Here is a 15,661-nt window from a genome sequence, read left to right as displayed (position 1 = left end):
TGATCGAAAATGGAAGGAGAGAGAATAGAGATGATGGAACAGAACAGCAAGGGTCGAGGTCCCGAGGAGCTTATCGAAGAAATCAACCGGACATCTACAGCCGAAGGGATGGCGGCGATATGGTTTCTGGGGCAGGAGAGCGTTGTCCTTAAAGGCGGGGAGGTTGTCATCTATATCGATCCTTATATGTCCGATGATCTGGAACGCAAAGCGGGATTCAAGCGCGCATTTCCTGCACCGCTCAAACCGGAGCATATCACGAATGCAAACATGGTGCTGATTACTCATGAGCATGACGATCATATGGATCTGGGAACGATTGCGGTCATAGCCAAACAGAATCCGGAGACAGTTTTTGTCGCACCGGCTTGCTGTCATGAAGTGATGAGAGAGGCTGGAGTCGAGCCGGAGCGTTTGTACGCGGCGATGTGCGATGAATGGCAGCAGTTTGAGGGCTTCCGATTGATGGCGATTCCGGCTGCCCATGAAACTTTGGATGAGCATGAACAGTTTGGGCACCGATATGTTGGATATTTGGTGGATATCCAGGGTGTGTTGATCTACCATGCGGGAGATACTGTCGTTTATCCAGGTTTGGTTGAAAGGTTACAAGCGCATGCGATTGATATCGGGATGGTGCCGATCAACGGGGGAGATGCCTTCCGCCGGAAAGACGGAATCGTTGGAAATATGGGCTTCCGGGAGGCAGCGGAGCTTGCCGCAGCATCGGGATTCGATCTGACCATTCCCATGCACTATGATATTTTCCCTTGGAATGGAGAGAAGCCGGGGTATTTTGTGGATTATTGTTATGAGAACTATCCCTATATGAAGACTAAGGTGATGGCACGGACCGAGCGTTTGATTTATGTAAAAGATTAATAGCGAAAGGCATCCGAATCGAGCCCGGTGGAATTTTTTTCAAATGCGGGACAGCAAGTCCGCAATTTTTCGAAATGGCAAGCATATAAATGAGACATGCCCTTATAAATGGAGATGGGGAAATGGTGTCATTTCGAAAACATGTCATTATCGTGATCGGCAGTTTTCTGATCGCGATGGGGACCAATTTTTTTCTTGTCCCGCATAAAGTTTTGGATGGTGGAGTTATCGGCATCGCTCTGATAGCTAACTATGTGTTTGATCTACATATCGGATTCGTCATCATTTTGTGCAGCATTCCCATGTTTATCGCAGCCTGGATATTAAATCGCGAAATTTTTTACAATAGTCTGTCAGGCATGCTGATATCTTCATTTATCATCGATTTGCTTTCACCTCTGCAACCGGGTTTTTTGCGGTTTTTTGCCCCAAATGTCATCCTGAGCGCGCCCCTGGGCGGGGCTTTGATCGGAGCCGGACTTGGATTTATGCTAAGACACAATGCAAGCACGGGCGGAACGGATCTGCTGGCGCATTTCCTGGCTAAATATTTGCCGCTAAATGTAGGCGTCATTATTTTGCTGATGGATGCCGTGATCATTGGTTTCGGAGGTATCCTGCTGTCGGGAAGCACCTTCATGTATTCTGTTCTGACGATCGTAGCGGGCGGCTTTACGACAGGAATGTTCACTCAGAAGCGTTGGTTCAAAAAGAGACGGATTAAATAAACAGACAAGCCTATCAAGTCGAATCTTGATAGGCTTGTCTGTTCCGTACAGCATTTTTTATCTTTGCGATTGAGCTTCCTTAAAGGCGTTGATATAAGCGCGTGCCTTTTCTGTAATCAGATTGAAGTCACCGCTCTTCAATGCGTCCTTGGTCAGATCCGATCCGATTCCGACCGCAAATGCGCCGGCCTGGATCCATTCATGCAGATTGTCCAGATTTACGCCGCCGGTTGGCATGATGTTGGCCTGCGGGAGCGGACCCTTCAGAGATGGAATGACGGATGGAGAGTACAGATTCCCCGGGAAGAGCTTAATGACATCGACGCCAAGCTCAAGAGCGGCAACGATATCATGAACGGTTACGGCGCCCGGCATAACCGGGATACGGTAACGATTGCTGAGCATAATGGTATCGCGGTCGAAGCCCGGCGAGACTACAAACTCGGCACCGGCAAGAATGGTGATTCGAGCTGTTTCAGCATCGAGAACCGTGCCAGCGCCAATGATGGCATAGTTATCCGCTTGCGGATCTTTAGAGGAGTACATTTTGGCCAGCGTCGTAATGGCTTCGGTAGCGAACGGTACGGTCATGGTTACTTCGATAACCTTGATACCGCCTTCAATCGCACGTTTGGCAATCTCCACAACCTCTTCGGGGGAATCTCCGCGAAGGACAGCAACGACTCCCGCATGATGAATTTGTTCGATTAGTCTTAGCTTTTTCATGTTACACACTCCTTCTCGTCTATGAATGGATTAGAAAGACGGCTCGTTCAAAGAACAGGGATTAACGCTCGATATGAGCAGCATTTCCGCGCCGCTGTTGTACCTCTTCCCAGGTCGGAAGTGCTTCCCAATCACCGGGCGCTTGGATCACCAGCGAACCGGTTAAGCCGCCCAGCGAGAGAGCCTCTTCGGGTGTCCAGCCCTTGGCGATACCGGCAAGGAAACCAGCACAGAAGCCGTCGCCTGCTCCCACGGTGTCCACCACTTGATCCACCTGTTCAAAGGGAAGGGAATAGGTGTGGCTCTTGTGGACAATGACATTGCTCCCATTGAAACTTTTGATAACGGACATTCCGGGAAGCTGTCGCAGACGATCCAGGATCGCCTGCTCGTCCTCTGTTTCGAACAGCAGCTTGCATTCATCATAACCCGGAAGAAAATAATCACAGGCTTCCGCAAGCTCCAGCAATACAGGGCGAGCTTCCTCGATATTCCATAGCTTTAGCCTCAGGTTAGGGTCAAAGCTGATCAGGACGCCATGCGCTTTGCATACGGAAATGACATGCCGTATCGTCTCCAGGCAGCTGCTGCTTAGAGCTGCGGTGATGCCTGTAAAATGAAGGATGCGGGCATTGGCTATGTATTCGGAGTCTACATGGTCCGGCGTCATTTGACTGGCGGCGGAGCCTTTGCGGTAGTAATAGACGGAGGATTGACCGCGAACGTTTTGTCGCAGCATAAGACCGGTCGGTGCAACATCCGTTTGTCTGGCGGCGGAAATGTCGACGCCTTCTCCTCGAAGCGTTTTCAAAATACCGGTTCCAATCGGATCGTTGCCGAGTTGACCGAACCATCCGCTGCTGCAGCCAAGCCTGGAAAGTCCGATGGCGAGATTGCTTTCGGCACCGCCGAAGGATTGTGCCATGCTTCCTCCTTGTCCTATGCCCCGTGTGCCTTCCGGATATAATAATCCCATCGATTCACCGAACGTGATGACATCGATAGGACGCGTTTCATTCTTCATCGAATCTACCCCCTTGAATTCAGTCGCCATTATTACCACTTTACCCTGATGGGGAGGATAACTCAATAATAAATAACACAATATAAAGTACCTCCTATCAAGGGAAGATAGGAGGTAGGCATGGGCTTACATATGATGGAGCAAACTAAAAACAAATGTTTAGAAACCTTTATACTGAGGCTCTTCCTGTTCAAGCTGCTGAACCCGCTGGGCCACTTGGTCCACGACTTGCTGTGTTTGTTGAGCTGCAGCCGTAAACAAATCCTTGGCATTTTGATCTTGCGTGGACAGTGCAAATTGCTCAAGGCTGGCCTGAGCGCTTTTTAAGGATGAGAGACATGTTTTAACATCGGAAGCTACGGTCATTGGTTTTTATCACTCCTTTCATGCGTAATAATGTACGCATTTTGCAGAAGAACATGCATGGAGCATGCTTTGGGAAATAATGGTGTGATTTCTAAAGGGATATTTGACAATAATCTAAAGTGTGATTATCTAGTCAAGACATTAAATGAGGAGGCTTTATTGTGGCCGAGTGGTTGGAAATTGTACTTAGAACCTTATGTGCTGTGGTTGTGTTGTTTCTGATGACGAAACTGCTGGGTAAGCGGCAGGTTACGCAGCTATCTTTTTTTGAATATTTAACGGGGATTACGATCGGCAGCTTGGCCGCCTACATCTCCTTGGATCTTGATGCGAACTGGTATTTGGGATTAGTAGCGCTGGGCGTATGGGTAGCCTGTTCATTACTTATTGAATTCCTGACAATCAAGAGCAAGAAGGCAAGGGACTTTATCGATTTTAAGTCGACCGTGCTCATTAAAGACGGCAAGATATTAGAAGATAATTTAAAGAAAGAAAAACTGTCTGCCGATGAGTTAATGCAGCAGCTGCGGAAAAGAGACGTGTTTCAGGTCGCTGACGTCGAATTTGCCATTATGGAGTCTAGCGGGGAAATTAATGTTCTGCTGACGCGTGAGAATCTGCCTCTAACTCCTAAAGATCTTGGTGTCCAGGTAGCGCCGGAAAAGCCCGGACAGGTTGTCATCATGGATGGTGAAGTCATGGATGAACCGCTGCGCGTCGCAGGCTTCAATCATGGGTGGTTGGTGGAAGAACTAGACAAGCAGGGTGCTAAGATCAAGGATGTATTTCTTGCCCAGGTAGACACTTATGGACAATTAACCGTCGATTTGTATGATGATCAGATTCAGGTTCCCCAAAATGAGGAGCGGAAACTGCTCTATGCGAATTTGAAAAAGTGTCAGGCGGATTTGGAGTTATTCAGCCTCAGTACAAAGAGTAAGAAGGCAAAAAAAATGTATGAAGAAAGCTCCAAACAAATCGAGAAGATTATAGACGAGGTAAAGCCAATCCTAAATACTTAATTCGGGAGCCACCGAGTCATAATTCCGTAAAAATCGGAATAGGATATTTTTGTGTATTACAAAAGGAGCCGGTTGCCGCCGACTCCCCGCACAGCAGATCATCACCTGCAAGGTGGATATTTGCTTGCAACCAGACGTAAGAAATAGATTCATCTGTACAAGGGACGGGTCTATTTCTTATTATGGAAGGCAAGGATCGAGACGACCAGAGTGGCGAACGATATCATTAAAGCCAAAGCTTCATTCACGCCCATGCCTATCACCTCCTGCTGCCACCCTTGCCAGCTGGTCTACTGTACTATATAATATGCCAATTGCTTACAATAAAAGAACCTTTTTGTAGGAAGCGCTTTCATAAAATGTTGATTTTTTGACGAGATTAATAAGTATAACTTCAAATAGGTTGATCGAGAGGCTAAGAGAGCGGCAAATGCAGCTCTCTTATTTTGTTTTCATTAGGATATCGATACAGTTTCAAGATTCAAGCGGGTTTATGATTGGCTTTAGGTTTTTGTTTACGCTTGGGTTTGCGTTTGCGGAACAGGGAGGCAATCCAATAGAAGAAAGGGATGAACTCCATAAGAATAAAGAACATCGCCATCCCGAAGGAATTGAAGTCCTGGAGAAAGAGGATCGGATTTTGCGAATACTGATATGCAATCACGATAGCCGTTCCCCCAATGATGGCGATCAGCGGCCCATCCATTTGCTTCAGGTGAAGCAATTTGGCAAGACATCTTACACTTACATGGATGAGAAAGGCGCTGTGGAAAAACATCGAACTGCTCCATAATCCAATGATAAGCGGATCAGAATTGCCGAGGAACCCACTGGCTGCACGCATTAATTCAACAAGCGGATATTGCATCTCCCGCCCTAAATAAGGACCGAAATTCAGTAAAGCCGAAGCCCATTGAAGCAATATGCCTATAGTCACCAATATCCCTGCTGTGGCGAGGTTTCGAAACGATTTCCGATTGAATTGGATATAGGGAGCGAGAAAGAGAAAGACGATCCATTCCGCGAAGAATGAAAAACAGAACAGGGCATCCTTAACTGCCGACTCATAATTGTGATGCCTGACCAACGCAATCATCATATCAAAATGGGCTTCCTTGAAGAAAAACATGTTCATGGACACGATCGCAAGGACAATGACGAGAAACAGCCCGTCCGAAATATAAATCATCGTCTCCATGCCCCATCTGGCGGTGATCATAACAACCAGACCCACGATCAGGAGCACGAACCATTGAGGAGACTCCCGCATGTAATTGGTGTCGAAGAATAAGGTGAAGCTTTCGATATCCATTCCTATGTAATTGATCGACCAGAAGAAAACCAAAGCGACGACTGGGATATGAATCCATTTGCTGACAAGTTTACTGCCGAAGTCGATCCAGGGTTTCTGAGTATCCCACAGGGCGAGTTTTACCGTAAACCACAGGAAGATCAAACTTATCGCATAGCCTCCGAGAATCGCAGCCCATCCTAAATAAGCAGAGTTCCACAATAAGGGACTGATCAGAAATCCGGTAGGTATGGCGTTAAGGTAGACAAATCCGAAACGGAACAGCTGCCAGGGAGTATTGCGCATGTTGGGTTCGTACATCCTTTCCGTTATTGATTTTAGCCCTCTGTAAAAGTACGCCGATAGGTGTTTACATTATATGTTTTCAAGCCAACCGAACAGCAGCATAATCAGATGGTTGGGGGTCAGCCGCTCGTAAGAATACAAGGCGAATAAATTCCAGACGGTAAACGCAAGAATTAGAAGGAGAACCGTCCATTTTTCACGAGGTGCTTTTGCCTTTTTCTTCGCGAAATACCATTCCACCAAGGAGTATACGAGGAACAGAAGAGCGAGCATGGGCATGCCTCCTTATTTGGGATTCATTTTAAGCACTGACCCGAAGTTTCGAACTTTGATGTCGGTAACCACCTGAATCTCAACTTCGTTTTTGTAATAATCGGGCCAGTTGGCACTAACCTCGTGCCAATGATCCGGATAGTTCCAATCGACCAGCATGCCAAGCTGCAGGATGTCTGCTCCTGTTTGTTGCGATGTACGAAGAGCCTTCCTTAAATGTCCGGCGATTTGATCATTGAGCTCACGCTCGATGAGCTCTTTCACCTGAAGGGTATCAAGCTGCTTCTGCTTTTGTTTATATATGACATCACCCGTTCCGTATAGTTTTACCGTAAATACCGGATGGCCCGAAACCATGCGAACGGACTTCTTGGAGCTTGATGTGATGATAAACACGCTTGCCTTCTCTCCTTCTTTCCATGAAACGGTATACAGAGGACCCTTTACTTCGTTTACTGCCCAACTGACAGCAAGCGACTCCTTCATCGGGAGTGTGGCCACGAGTTTATGATGAAGGAAAAGCGCCGTGCCCTGAATGCCTGCCCAGGGTTTCAGTTTCTCTTGTTCGGCCACCATAGGCTTCAAGCCTGCTGACAAATAGTTCAAAGCATAACCCTGATTGCCCGATTCGGCGTAGAGGCAGTCCTTTAAGTTTGTTGTGATCATGTTGTGTTGGTCCGCAAAACGGATGAGTACCTCCGAGGGCATCTGCTCAAAGATTGGCGTCAGCTCCGCCACTTTTTTGGCGTCTCCGGGCGCGACCATTAAATAAGTACTCAGGTTGGTTGTCGGCTCTCGCTGCAGCCAGTCCGTAAGCTCCTCTAATCCCGCCTCAGCGTAGCTTTTACCGACGACAACGACCTTGGTGTGACTGAAGTCAAAACGTCTGGAAAGATCCCGTTGAATCAGGTGCAGGGCATCCTGCACGGTACCGGATGACTTGGTTACCATCGCATAAGGGTCGCCACCGCCTTTGCCGCCTGCTTGGCTTCCAGACGTGAGCCGATTTGGCAGGGGAGCACTGATCGTAACTTCTACGGTGTCTTCTTGCTGACCTTTATTCACATACATGGCAAATACAAAGGTTGATTCATTGATTTCAACCTTGGTCATCGTGAAACCGCAACCTGTCAACAGAGTCAGGGGAAGCACTAATTTGAATACGTTAAACAATTTGAGTAGAGGCATTATGGCTTTCTTCTCCTTAAATTGTTGGATGACGCATAGGTCTTAGGCCGTTTCTTCATCAGCATGGATGGCGCTCGCAAGAAGGTATCCTTCCATTCCGATAACACAAGCGGTGCAATGGGCTGTAAATATGGCGTATTAAACGACTTTAGGGAAGCCAAATGGCCATACACAAGGAAGGCAGCCGCAAATACGCCAATGAGACCGAGTGTCCCCCCGAGAATGAGAATGGGGAATCGCAGCAGGCGGAACGCAAGCCCGAGCTCGAAGTGCGGAATGATGTAAGAAGCGATACCGGTTATGGACACCACGATGACCATCGGGTTGGACACCACACCGGCTTCTACTGCTGCCTGACCAATGACGATGGCGCCGATAATGGATATGGTCTGCCCGACGGGCTTCGGGATCCGGGTGCCGGCTTCCCGCAACGCTTCGAAGGTCAGCTCCATGATCAGCGCCTCCATTAAAGCGGAGAACGGAATATTTTCTCGCGATGCCGCAAGGGTGATCAGCAGATCGGTTGGTATAATGGATGGTTGAAACGTGGTGATCGCCACATATAACGAAGGCATTAGTAATGAAATAACCGCGAACACGAACCGGACGATCCGAATCCAGCTGGAGGAGAAGAAGCTGTGATAATAATCCTCGGACGATTGCAGCAGGGAAAATAAAGTGACGGGCACGATAAGTGCCGACGGCGTTCCATCCTGCATGATGCCGACCCTGCCTTCAAGCAAAGAAGCGGCTACGGAATCCGGTCGCTCCGTGTATTGGAACTGTGGAAAAGGGGATTTCACGCCCTCCTTCATTTGTTCGGACAAGGTGCTGATCCCGAAGGTGCCATCGATGGATATGCTATTCAGCCGACTGTCCACTTGAGCGACAACTTCGGGTTTGCATAAGCCGTCGATATACACCATATATACGGCGGTCTTGGAATAGTCACCAATCTGATAACGCACAGTTTTGAGATCCGTATGCTTGATTTTGTGCCGGAGCAGCGATAAATTCGTGCCAATGTCTTCGATAAAGGCTTCCTGCGGCCCGTTCACCACCAGCTCGTTCTGGGATTCCGATACCGCCCGTTTCTGATACAATGCGATGTCGAATAGATAAGCCTCTGCCAACTGCTCCACAACCACTACGGCTGTGCCTTCGACAATCATATTAGCGATATAATCCGCCGAGGAAGAGCGCTGAAATGGAACCGACAGTATATCACCGCGATCCATACGGTCAATGAAGTCGTTAAAATTATGCTGAATCAACGCGGCTTCCTTAATCAGCGGTTTAACGATATGTTCGTGCAGGGTGCTGATATCTACGATGGATTCAATGTAGATAACGCTGCAGGTAGATCCATGAATACGTAAGGATTGATAGATGACGTCCTCGCAATTCGCCAGCCGTTCTTTAACAGGGTCAAGCAGTATGTGCTGCGCCTTCGGTTTCATTTTCGTTCTCTCCCTCCTTTGCCGGTACGTAGTAAAGGCTCATCCTTTTTAGAATGCCGTAATTTTAGCAACTTATACCGGATTTTCCAGAGAAACCGGTCAGGGACTGAAGAAGAGTTGAGATCCGGCAGGGACAGAACAACTTAATTCTGAAAAATAAAAAAGCGCCTGGGATGAGGGTTGGTATTATCCCCTGATGGTAGACAGTGAAAAAAGAGGACATGTTACAATGAACTCAAACACTGGATACCGGAGGGGATTTTTGTTATGCCAGCGAAGAAAGGTCAAACTTTTAATCGATATAGTGAAGAAACGAAGAAAGAGGCCGTTCGTTTGCGAGTGGAAGAAGGTTGGGCGTACAGCCGGATTATGGAGAAGTTTGGAATTAAAAGTGAGAGCCAGATTATCACATGGGTACGTAAAAGCCAGAACGGAGAGAGTTTTGAGGATTACCGGGGACGCTGGACGAAGAAGCATTTTAGCAGTGCAGAAGAAGAAAATGCTTATCTGAAAGCGCAGGTAGAATATCTAAAAAAGCTCAATCCGAACTTACACGGGGAGGGAAGCTGGATTTCGAAGCCCGGTGCCAGTCCATTCAAGAAATAAGCAAATGGGCTCCCGTGGTTTGGCTGTGTAGGATCGCTGAAATTTCACGTGCAGGTTACTACAAATGGAAAAAGAACGCTATCCTTAGAGAGAAACGAGCAGACCGGGATGCGGATCTGAAAGCACACATATTGGGCATTCATCGGCTTCGTCCTTATTTCGGTTACAAACGTATGCGAACTGCTTTAGGAAAAGAAGGCTTGGTGGTGAATCACAAAAAGGTGCGTCGCTTGATGAGAGAACTTCATATTCGCTCCGTGATTCGCAAGAAGCGTCCCTTTGCTGGCCGGAAACCGTCAGTCCTGTTTCGTAATGTCTTGAATCGAGAATTTAGGGCTACGGCTCCTGAGCAGAAGCTGGTGACGGATATTACGTATGTCCGGATTGGACATGAGTTTGCTTATCTCTCGGTGGTGATGGATCTGTATAACAACGAGATTGTGGCCTGGGAACTCTCCGAACGAAATGACTTAAAACTCGTTACAGACACGGTGAAGAAACTGAAATGTGGACCTACCTTGCTCCATTCGGACCAAGGGTTTCAATATACAACACAAAGCTATGCCAAGTTGCTTGAAGAGAAGAAGCTAACAGGAAGCCATTCCAGGCGTGGGAACTGCTATGACAATGCTTGTATTGAGTCGTTCTTCTCCCACTTAAAGACGGAGAAGTTGTATTTGGAGAAGCCTCAGAATCTGGAGCAAGCCAGGAGCCAAATCACGGAGTACATTTTGTTTTACAACAAGGAACGTTTCCAAAACAAACTGGGCGACCTCTCCCCGATTGAGTTTCGGGAGAAAGTCGCCGCTTAATAAAATTTCTCTTTTTTTATTGTCTACTTGACGGGGCTATGACCAGGTTCCAGGCGCTTTTCAATGTGAGTTTTTTAATTAAGACTTCGATTTACCTCTTCGAACGGATTCTTTGATTTTGTGAAGCAAGGGTCTGCGGTAAAAGGAGAGCAAGATGCGCAGTAAAATATAGAGGATCAATGTAGAGAGGATGCTATTGATGAGGGCACCGACAAGAAAGTTGACGCCCATATCGCCTAATCTGCCAAAATGGTTCGTCTCAATCCTATAATCCGTCTCAGGGACAGGTACCGAGAGAGCATCTTCGATTTCAAAGGTTTTGGGAAATGTGGTGAACAGATGCACAAATACTCCGATTCTATAGTTTAAATAGAACAGGATCGGCCACAAGACGGAGCCTGCCGAAGCTGCAAGGAAGGCGGAAGGGATGTTAGCCCGAACCATGCGAGCGAGCAGCGGAGCCAGCAGCAGATCAATGCCGAAGGTTGGATACCAGCAAGGGAAGAAGCCAACGGCAAAACCGAGCGCAATTCGATGATCGCTATTTTGCATGCGGAGAGTCCGGAGAATATAGTATTTCAGTCGTCGAATGTATTTATGAAGCAAAACCGTCTCCTCCTGCACGTACTAAAAACAATAATGAAGCGATTGGAACCCCATATCGAATCGTAGGGATTCTATTTATAGTAGTAAGAACTTTCAAGAATTATATAGCAGTGCTTGTAAAGCGTCAATCGATGAAAGAAGAAAATGATGTGCGTGAAGTATTACTTTGACATGCATAGTAATATGCGTTATATTATTCCCATTCCTATTCTGTTAAGGAGGTCCGGGGATTTGATTGAATCCTTACATAACAGCGATTTGATACGTGGAAATATTGATACCTTTATTTTGCGTGTGTTATCGGACGGAGATAATTACGGTTATCAGATCATTAAAGAAATCTCGCTGCGAAGCGGGAATCGATTTGAGCTGAAGGAGCCTACATTGTATTCCAGTCTGAGAAGGTTAGAGAAACAGGGACTGATCCTATCCTATTGGGGCGAAGAAACCCAGGGCGGAAGGCGCAAATATTACACCCTCAGCCAGGAGGGACAGGGGCGCTTGCGGCACAATCAGGAGGAGTGGAAGGCTGCGCGCGAGATTATTGATGTTCTGATCGGAAACGGAAAGGAGCTGACAGACAATGACCAACAGGCATGACTTAGAGATCTTTGTGGACCGTCTATTTGCGAATCAACGCAAAACCAAGGAAGTGGTAGAGCTGAAGAATGAGGTTCTCAGTAATTTGGAGGCTCGGGTTACGGATTATATGGAGAATGGGATGGAATATCAATCGGCCATCAGTCTGGCCATCGATAACATCGAAGATATTGAAGCCCTCATTGATGATAATCAAAAAGTTTACAGCTACCGTTTCCGCTATGAACTGGTTCAGAGCGCGCTTATTTATTCCTTGCTGGCGTGGATCGTCACGATCCCGGCCCGATTTTTGCCAAGCGGTATAGGGGTGAACACCCTTCTGCTATGTCTCGTTGTCTTATCCGGTGCGGTGTATCTTTCCATGTCACGGCATCTGAAACGGTATGAGAAGCAGACAGCTGTGATCAACGCAGGCAAATTGGCCAAATGGAGCAAAGGGGCATGGTGGCTGTGGTCGATATTTATCGTAGTTGTATCGATGTACTCTTTCCTGATTCAATATGGCAGCGATCTATGGTTTGGGCGAGAATTGCGGATCGATGGGCCCTATTCGTTCTACGTGACCGTCATGCGATATGCCATCCCGATGACGTCGGTCATCATTCCGCTGCTTGTCCAAAAAGCTTGTAAATTAACTCTTCAACTTGAGGTGAATGAACCATGAGCAAAAAAAATGGGCTGATCGTTATACTGCTGCTTATCGGCGTAGTGGGTATGGCTGCACTGGAGGGTTTCATCAAGCCCAAGGCAGACGAACAGGCCGTTCAATATGAAGCGGAGCAGAATGATCCGTTGACGCATGATATCCGGAATTCGTTAAGCTTTGCGAGCCCGTATATGGGGAATGCCGGGAACCTGATCAATTTGAATGCATCGCTTCCCATGCGTGACATCGAACGTACATTTCAGCTGTACCCGGAGGAATTGACGGCCGAGATCCGATTCCAGGCCAGGGCCGGCGATCTGCAAGAGGAAAAGCTGAAGCAGCTGCTGGTCTATAATTCCACTGCTAATTTTGCCATGATTGATAATTTGGAGAAACTGATATTCGCCTTTGAAGACCAAACCTTCACCATCCGGCGGGATGAGGTGGAGTCGTGGTTTGGCAATCAGGTCACACTTGCTTCACTTCGGGATGCCGGGACATGGGAGAAGGAGGTTCAATCCCGTCTTGATGATATGAAGTTTGTCGGTGATTACGTAGAGAACCTGGTTGAGCGTAAGTTTCTGTAGAGGTGAAGCTTTAGAAGAGATAAAGCGAAGGGGAGTATAGAGATGGGTGCGGAGCGACGCCAATTAAGTCTGGGTGCTTTTCTAATGAATTACGGCCATCATATTGCCGCTTGGCGGCATCCTGGTTCGGCGGGGATCGGAGCCGTGGATTACGATTTCTATAGGCGCTGCGCTCAAGCAGCCGAACGCGGGAAATTCGATATGGTATTCCTTGCGGACAACAACTCGATTCCGTTGATCGAGGATTTGCGGACGAATGTCAGCTTTCTTCAGCCTGAAGCGCTGACCATGCTCAGCAGTCTGGCCGGCGTCACGGCGTATGTTGGATTAGCTGGCACGGCATCTACCACATTCAACGAGCCCTACGCATTGGCAAGGCGCCTGTCCACGCTGGATCATATCAGTGGCGGCAGAGCCGCGTGGAATGTGGTGACCTCTACGAAGGATGCCGAGGCGCGCAATTTCGGCTCGGTGGAATTAATGGAGCACGGAAAGCGGTATGAACGGGCGGAGGAGTTTCTGCGGGCTGTGATGGCATGTTGGGACAGCTGGGAGGATGATGCCCTTGTGTTGGATCGGCAGAGAGCTGTTTTTGCGGATACCACCCGGATTCATCGGGTTCATCATGAAGGAGCATTTTTCAGGGTGGAAGGCCCATTGAACATGCCCAGATCTCCGCAAGGCAGGCCCGTTATCATTGAAGCTGGAACCTCGGCAGCGGGAAGGAGGCTGGCCGCTCAAACAGCCGATGTTGTGTTCACGGCCTGTGAGAGTAAAGAAGATGCGATAAGGTATTACCGCGAGTTTAAGGAGTTGCTTAAGGAGTATGGACGGGAAGGGGGAGAGGTGAAGGTTCTCCCGGGATTGCTGATCTTCCTCGGAGAGAGCGAAGCCGAGGCTTTGGCGTATCACCGGGCATTCAGCGAGCTGATCTTGCCAGAAGCAGGGGTAAAATATCTATCTCAATTGCTGAATGCGGATTTGACTGAATATCCGGTAGACGGTCCGCTACCTGATCTGCCGAGGGAAGGGAACAGCAGCCGGGCGATTATGATTATGGATATGGCCGCGAAATCAGGCATGAGCATTCTGGAGCTTGGCAGGCATTACGCGGTCGCCAGAGGTCATATGACGATGATCGGAACCCCGCAGCAGATTGCCGATCGGATCGAGGATTGGTTTCGAAGCGGGGCTTGCGACGGATTCAACATTATGGCCCCATTGCTTCCGAGTGGTCTCGAACAGTTTGTGGATAGCGTAGTGCCGCTGCTCCAGCAGCGCGGACTGTTTCGCGAGGACTATACAGGCAGAACGTTACGGGACCACCTTGGTCTCAACCGGCCGGAAACCCAACATGAAAAATAATTGACGACAAAATTAGACGGTGCAATAATCCTACTTAACATATCGGAAAAAATAGGATTTATGCATATTCTACCGGACAGCCGGAGATGCATCCTTGGATCAACTAGTGATCCGAGGTGTGTCTTCGGCTGTCTTTTTTATGAATCTTATGAGGAGGCTGCAATGTATGAAGTATAGACCACTGGGCAGAGCGGGAGTTCAAGTGTCGGAGGTGAGTCTCGGGACCATGGCTTTCGGGCGTTGGATCGATGAGAGGGCTTCGGCCGCCGTATTGGATGTGGCGCTTGCTTCTGGAATCAATCTGATCGACACGGCTGACGTATACGGCACGGGTATGGATAACGGGAACGTAAATCAGCTTGGGGAGTCGGAAGAAATTTTGGGCAGGCTGCTGAAGGAGCGAAGACAGGACATTCTCCTGGCTACGAAGCTGCATAACCGGATCGGACCCGGCATCAATGACCAAGGCCAAAGCCGCTATCATATTTATCGCGCGCTGGAGAACAGCCTTGTCCGGCTCCAAACGGATTATATCGATCTTTATCAAGTGCACCGGTTTGATGAGTTTACCCCGCTGGAAGAGACGCTGGAGGCGCTCACGGATCTTGTGCGACAAGGCAAAGTCCGCTATATCGGCTGCTCGAACTACGCGGCCTGGCAGCTGGCCAAAGCTCATGGCATCAGTGCGCTCCATGGTCTTCGCAGGTTCGAAAGCGTACAGCCGGAATACAGTCTCATTACAAGAGATATCGAACGTGAATTAATTCCCTTTGCCCAGTCCGAGCGCGTTGGGGTTATCGTGTACAGCCCTCTGGGCCGGGGTATATTGTCCGGGAAGTACCGGGCGGGGGAAGCTCCCCCATCGGACTCGCGCCTGGCTGCAGGCGAACAGAGACTGCAATTGCTGCTGAACCAGAGGCATGCGCTCTCTATTGTAGAAGCGATCCGGCCGCTGGCTGAGCACCGGGGATGGACGCTTCCGCAGTTCGCCCTGAACTGGGTGCTTAGTCGCCCGGGCATCACGTCAGCCATTGTCGGAGCATCCAGGCCGGAGCATATCGCGGATACATTGAAGCATTCGGATGAGCGGCTGACAGAGGAAGAACTGCAGGAAATTGATCGTTTATCGGCTGAAATCCGTGGATAAAGCAGATATAGCGAAATACCTATACG

The 15,661-nt window shown here is 48.5% G+C and carries 18 protein-coding genes; 9 read left to right on the top strand and 9 right to left on the bottom strand.

What is annotated here, in order from left to right; translation table 11 throughout:
• The first annotated feature begins 30 nt into the window (after positions 1 to 30).
• Both AC0VZ8_RS26690 and AC0VZ8_RS26685 read left to right on the top strand, forming a co-directional pair.
• Complete coding sequence (locus AC0VZ8_RS26690) at positions 31 to 882, top strand: MBL fold metallo-hydrolase (protein WP_475484989.1); 852 nt, start codon at positions 31 to 33, stop codon at positions 880 to 882.
• A gap of 122 nt (positions 883 to 1,004) precedes the next feature.
• Positions 1,005 to 1,610 carry a YitT family protein gene (locus AC0VZ8_RS26685; protein WP_475484988.1) on the top strand — a complete coding sequence of 202 codons (606 nt, stop codon included), beginning with the start codon at positions 1,005 to 1,007 and terminating at the stop codon, positions 1,608 to 1,610.
• Positions 1,611 to 1,667: 57 nt separating this feature from the next.
• On the opposite strand, the gene AC0VZ8_RS26680 is transcribed toward AC0VZ8_RS26685, so the two are convergent.
• From AC0VZ8_RS26680 to AC0VZ8_RS26670, 3 genes are all read right to left on the bottom strand, one after another.
• Positions 1,668 to 2,336, bottom strand: coding sequence for a bifunctional 2-keto-4-hydroxyglutarate aldolase/2-keto-3-deoxy-6-phosphogluconate aldolase (locus AC0VZ8_RS26680; protein WP_475484987.1), 669 nt, complete (start codon positions 2,334 to 2,336; stop codon positions 1,668 to 1,670).
• A gap of 61 nt (positions 2,337 to 2,397) precedes the next feature.
• Positions 2,398 to 3,360: a sugar kinase gene (locus AC0VZ8_RS26675; RefSeq protein ID WP_475484986.1), complete on the bottom strand. Its 963-nt coding sequence runs from the start codon at positions 3,358 to 3,360 to the stop codon at positions 2,398 to 2,400.
• A gap of 159 nt (positions 3,361 to 3,519) precedes the next feature.
• The gene (locus AC0VZ8_RS26670; protein WP_053491912.1) at positions 3,520 to 3,726 is read right to left on the bottom strand and encodes a DUF1657 domain-containing protein; all 207 of its coding nucleotides are present in this window, start codon (positions 3,724 to 3,726) and stop codon (positions 3,520 to 3,522) included.
• Between the two features lie 161 nt (positions 3,727 to 3,887).
• Between AC0VZ8_RS26670 and AC0VZ8_RS26665 the strand changes: the two genes are divergently transcribed.
• Entirely contained in the window at positions 3,888 to 4,748 is an 861-nt protein-coding gene (locus AC0VZ8_RS26665) for a DUF421 domain-containing protein (RefSeq protein WP_475484985.1), read from the top strand.
• A gap of 170 nt (positions 4,749 to 4,918) precedes the next feature.
• Here the strand turns inward: AC0VZ8_RS26665 and AC0VZ8_RS26660 are convergent, their stop codons facing one another.
• The 5 genes from AC0VZ8_RS26660 to AC0VZ8_RS26640 all read right to left on the bottom strand — a co-directional run bounded on the left by AC0VZ8_RS26660 (position 4,919) and on the right by AC0VZ8_RS26640 (position 9,266).
• Complete coding sequence (locus AC0VZ8_RS26660) at positions 4,919 to 4,975, bottom strand: hypothetical protein (protein WP_411553898.1); 57 nt, start codon at positions 4,973 to 4,975, stop codon at positions 4,919 to 4,921.
• Between the two features lie 254 nt (positions 4,976 to 5,229).
• Positions 5,230 to 6,345 (bottom strand): GerAB/ArcD/ProY family transporter, encoded by a 1,116-nt coding sequence (locus tag AC0VZ8_RS26655; RefSeq protein ID WP_475484984.1) that lies wholly within the window; start codon positions 6,343 to 6,345, stop codon positions 5,230 to 5,232.
• A gap of 69 nt (positions 6,346 to 6,414) precedes the next feature.
• Entirely contained in the window at positions 6,415 to 6,618 is a 204-nt protein-coding gene (locus AC0VZ8_RS26650) for a hypothetical protein (protein ID WP_071217897.1), read from the bottom strand.
• A gap of 12 nt (positions 6,619 to 6,630) precedes the next feature.
• Positions 6,631 to 7,806 (bottom strand): Ger(x)C family spore germination protein, encoded by a 1,176-nt coding sequence (locus AC0VZ8_RS26645; protein ID WP_475484983.1) that lies wholly within the window; start codon positions 7,804 to 7,806, stop codon positions 6,631 to 6,633.
• Entirely contained in the window at positions 7,806 to 9,266 is a 1,461-nt protein-coding gene (locus AC0VZ8_RS26640; protein WP_260068118.1) for a spore germination protein, read from the bottom strand. The genes AC0VZ8_RS26645 and AC0VZ8_RS26640 overlap by 1 nt, the downstream gene beginning before the upstream one ends.
• Before the next feature lie 267 nt (positions 9,267 to 9,533).
• Between AC0VZ8_RS26640 and AC0VZ8_RS26635 the strand changes: the two genes are divergently transcribed.
• Positions 9,534 to 10,684, top strand: a protein-coding gene (locus AC0VZ8_RS26635; protein ID WP_475484437.1) for an IS3 family transposase whose coding sequence is annotated in 2 segments (ribosomal slippage) — positions 9,534 to 9,795 and positions 9,795 to 10,684 — 1,152 coding nt in all. Because the reading frame shifts where the segments join, the coding sequence is not laid out codon by codon here.
• A 78-nt stretch (positions 10,685 to 10,762) separates the two neighbouring features.
• On the opposite strand, the gene AC0VZ8_RS26630 is transcribed toward AC0VZ8_RS26635, so the two are convergent.
• The gene (locus tag AC0VZ8_RS26630; RefSeq protein ID WP_216530561.1) at positions 10,763 to 11,290 is read right to left on the bottom strand and encodes a DUF2062 domain-containing protein; all 528 of its coding nucleotides are present in this window, start codon (positions 11,288 to 11,290) and stop codon (positions 10,763 to 10,765) included.
• Between the two features lie 231 nt (positions 11,291 to 11,521).
• Between AC0VZ8_RS26630 and AC0VZ8_RS26625 the strand changes: the two genes are divergently transcribed.
• The 5 genes from AC0VZ8_RS26625 to AC0VZ8_RS26605 all read left to right on the top strand — a co-directional run bounded on the left by AC0VZ8_RS26625 (position 11,522) and on the right by AC0VZ8_RS26605 (position 15,635).
• Positions 11,522 to 11,890, top strand: coding sequence for a PadR family transcriptional regulator (locus AC0VZ8_RS26625; RefSeq protein ID WP_071217901.1), 369 nt, complete (start codon positions 11,522 to 11,524; stop codon positions 11,888 to 11,890).
• Positions 11,874 to 12,554, top strand: a complete 681-nt coding sequence (locus AC0VZ8_RS26620; protein WP_071217902.1) for a permease prefix domain 1-containing protein — start codon at positions 11,874 to 11,876, stop codon at positions 12,552 to 12,554. The genes AC0VZ8_RS26625 and AC0VZ8_RS26620 overlap by 17 nt, the downstream gene beginning before the upstream one ends.
• Positions 12,551 to 13,123, top strand: coding sequence for a DUF4825 domain-containing protein (locus AC0VZ8_RS26615; RefSeq protein ID WP_475484982.1), 573 nt, complete (start codon positions 12,551 to 12,553; stop codon positions 13,121 to 13,123). Before AC0VZ8_RS26620 ends, AC0VZ8_RS26615 begins: the two co-directional genes overlap by 4 nt.
• 42 nt (positions 13,124 to 13,165) lie before the next feature.
• Positions 13,166 to 14,488: an LLM class flavin-dependent oxidoreductase gene (locus tag AC0VZ8_RS26610; protein ID WP_475484981.1), complete on the top strand. Its 1,323-nt coding sequence runs from the start codon at positions 13,166 to 13,168 to the stop codon at positions 14,486 to 14,488.
• Between the two features lie 166 nt (positions 14,489 to 14,654).
• Positions 14,655 to 15,635, top strand: coding sequence for an aldo/keto reductase (locus tag AC0VZ8_RS26605; protein ID WP_475484980.1), 981 nt, complete (start codon positions 14,655 to 14,657; stop codon positions 15,633 to 15,635).
• Positions 15,636 to 15,661 lie beyond the last annotated feature (26 nt).

The organism is Paenibacillus sp. QJM3NY_38 (genome assembly GCF_056173265.1).
Note: the sequence above shows the minus strand (reverse complement) of the source record. Positions and strands in the feature narration are given on the sequence as shown.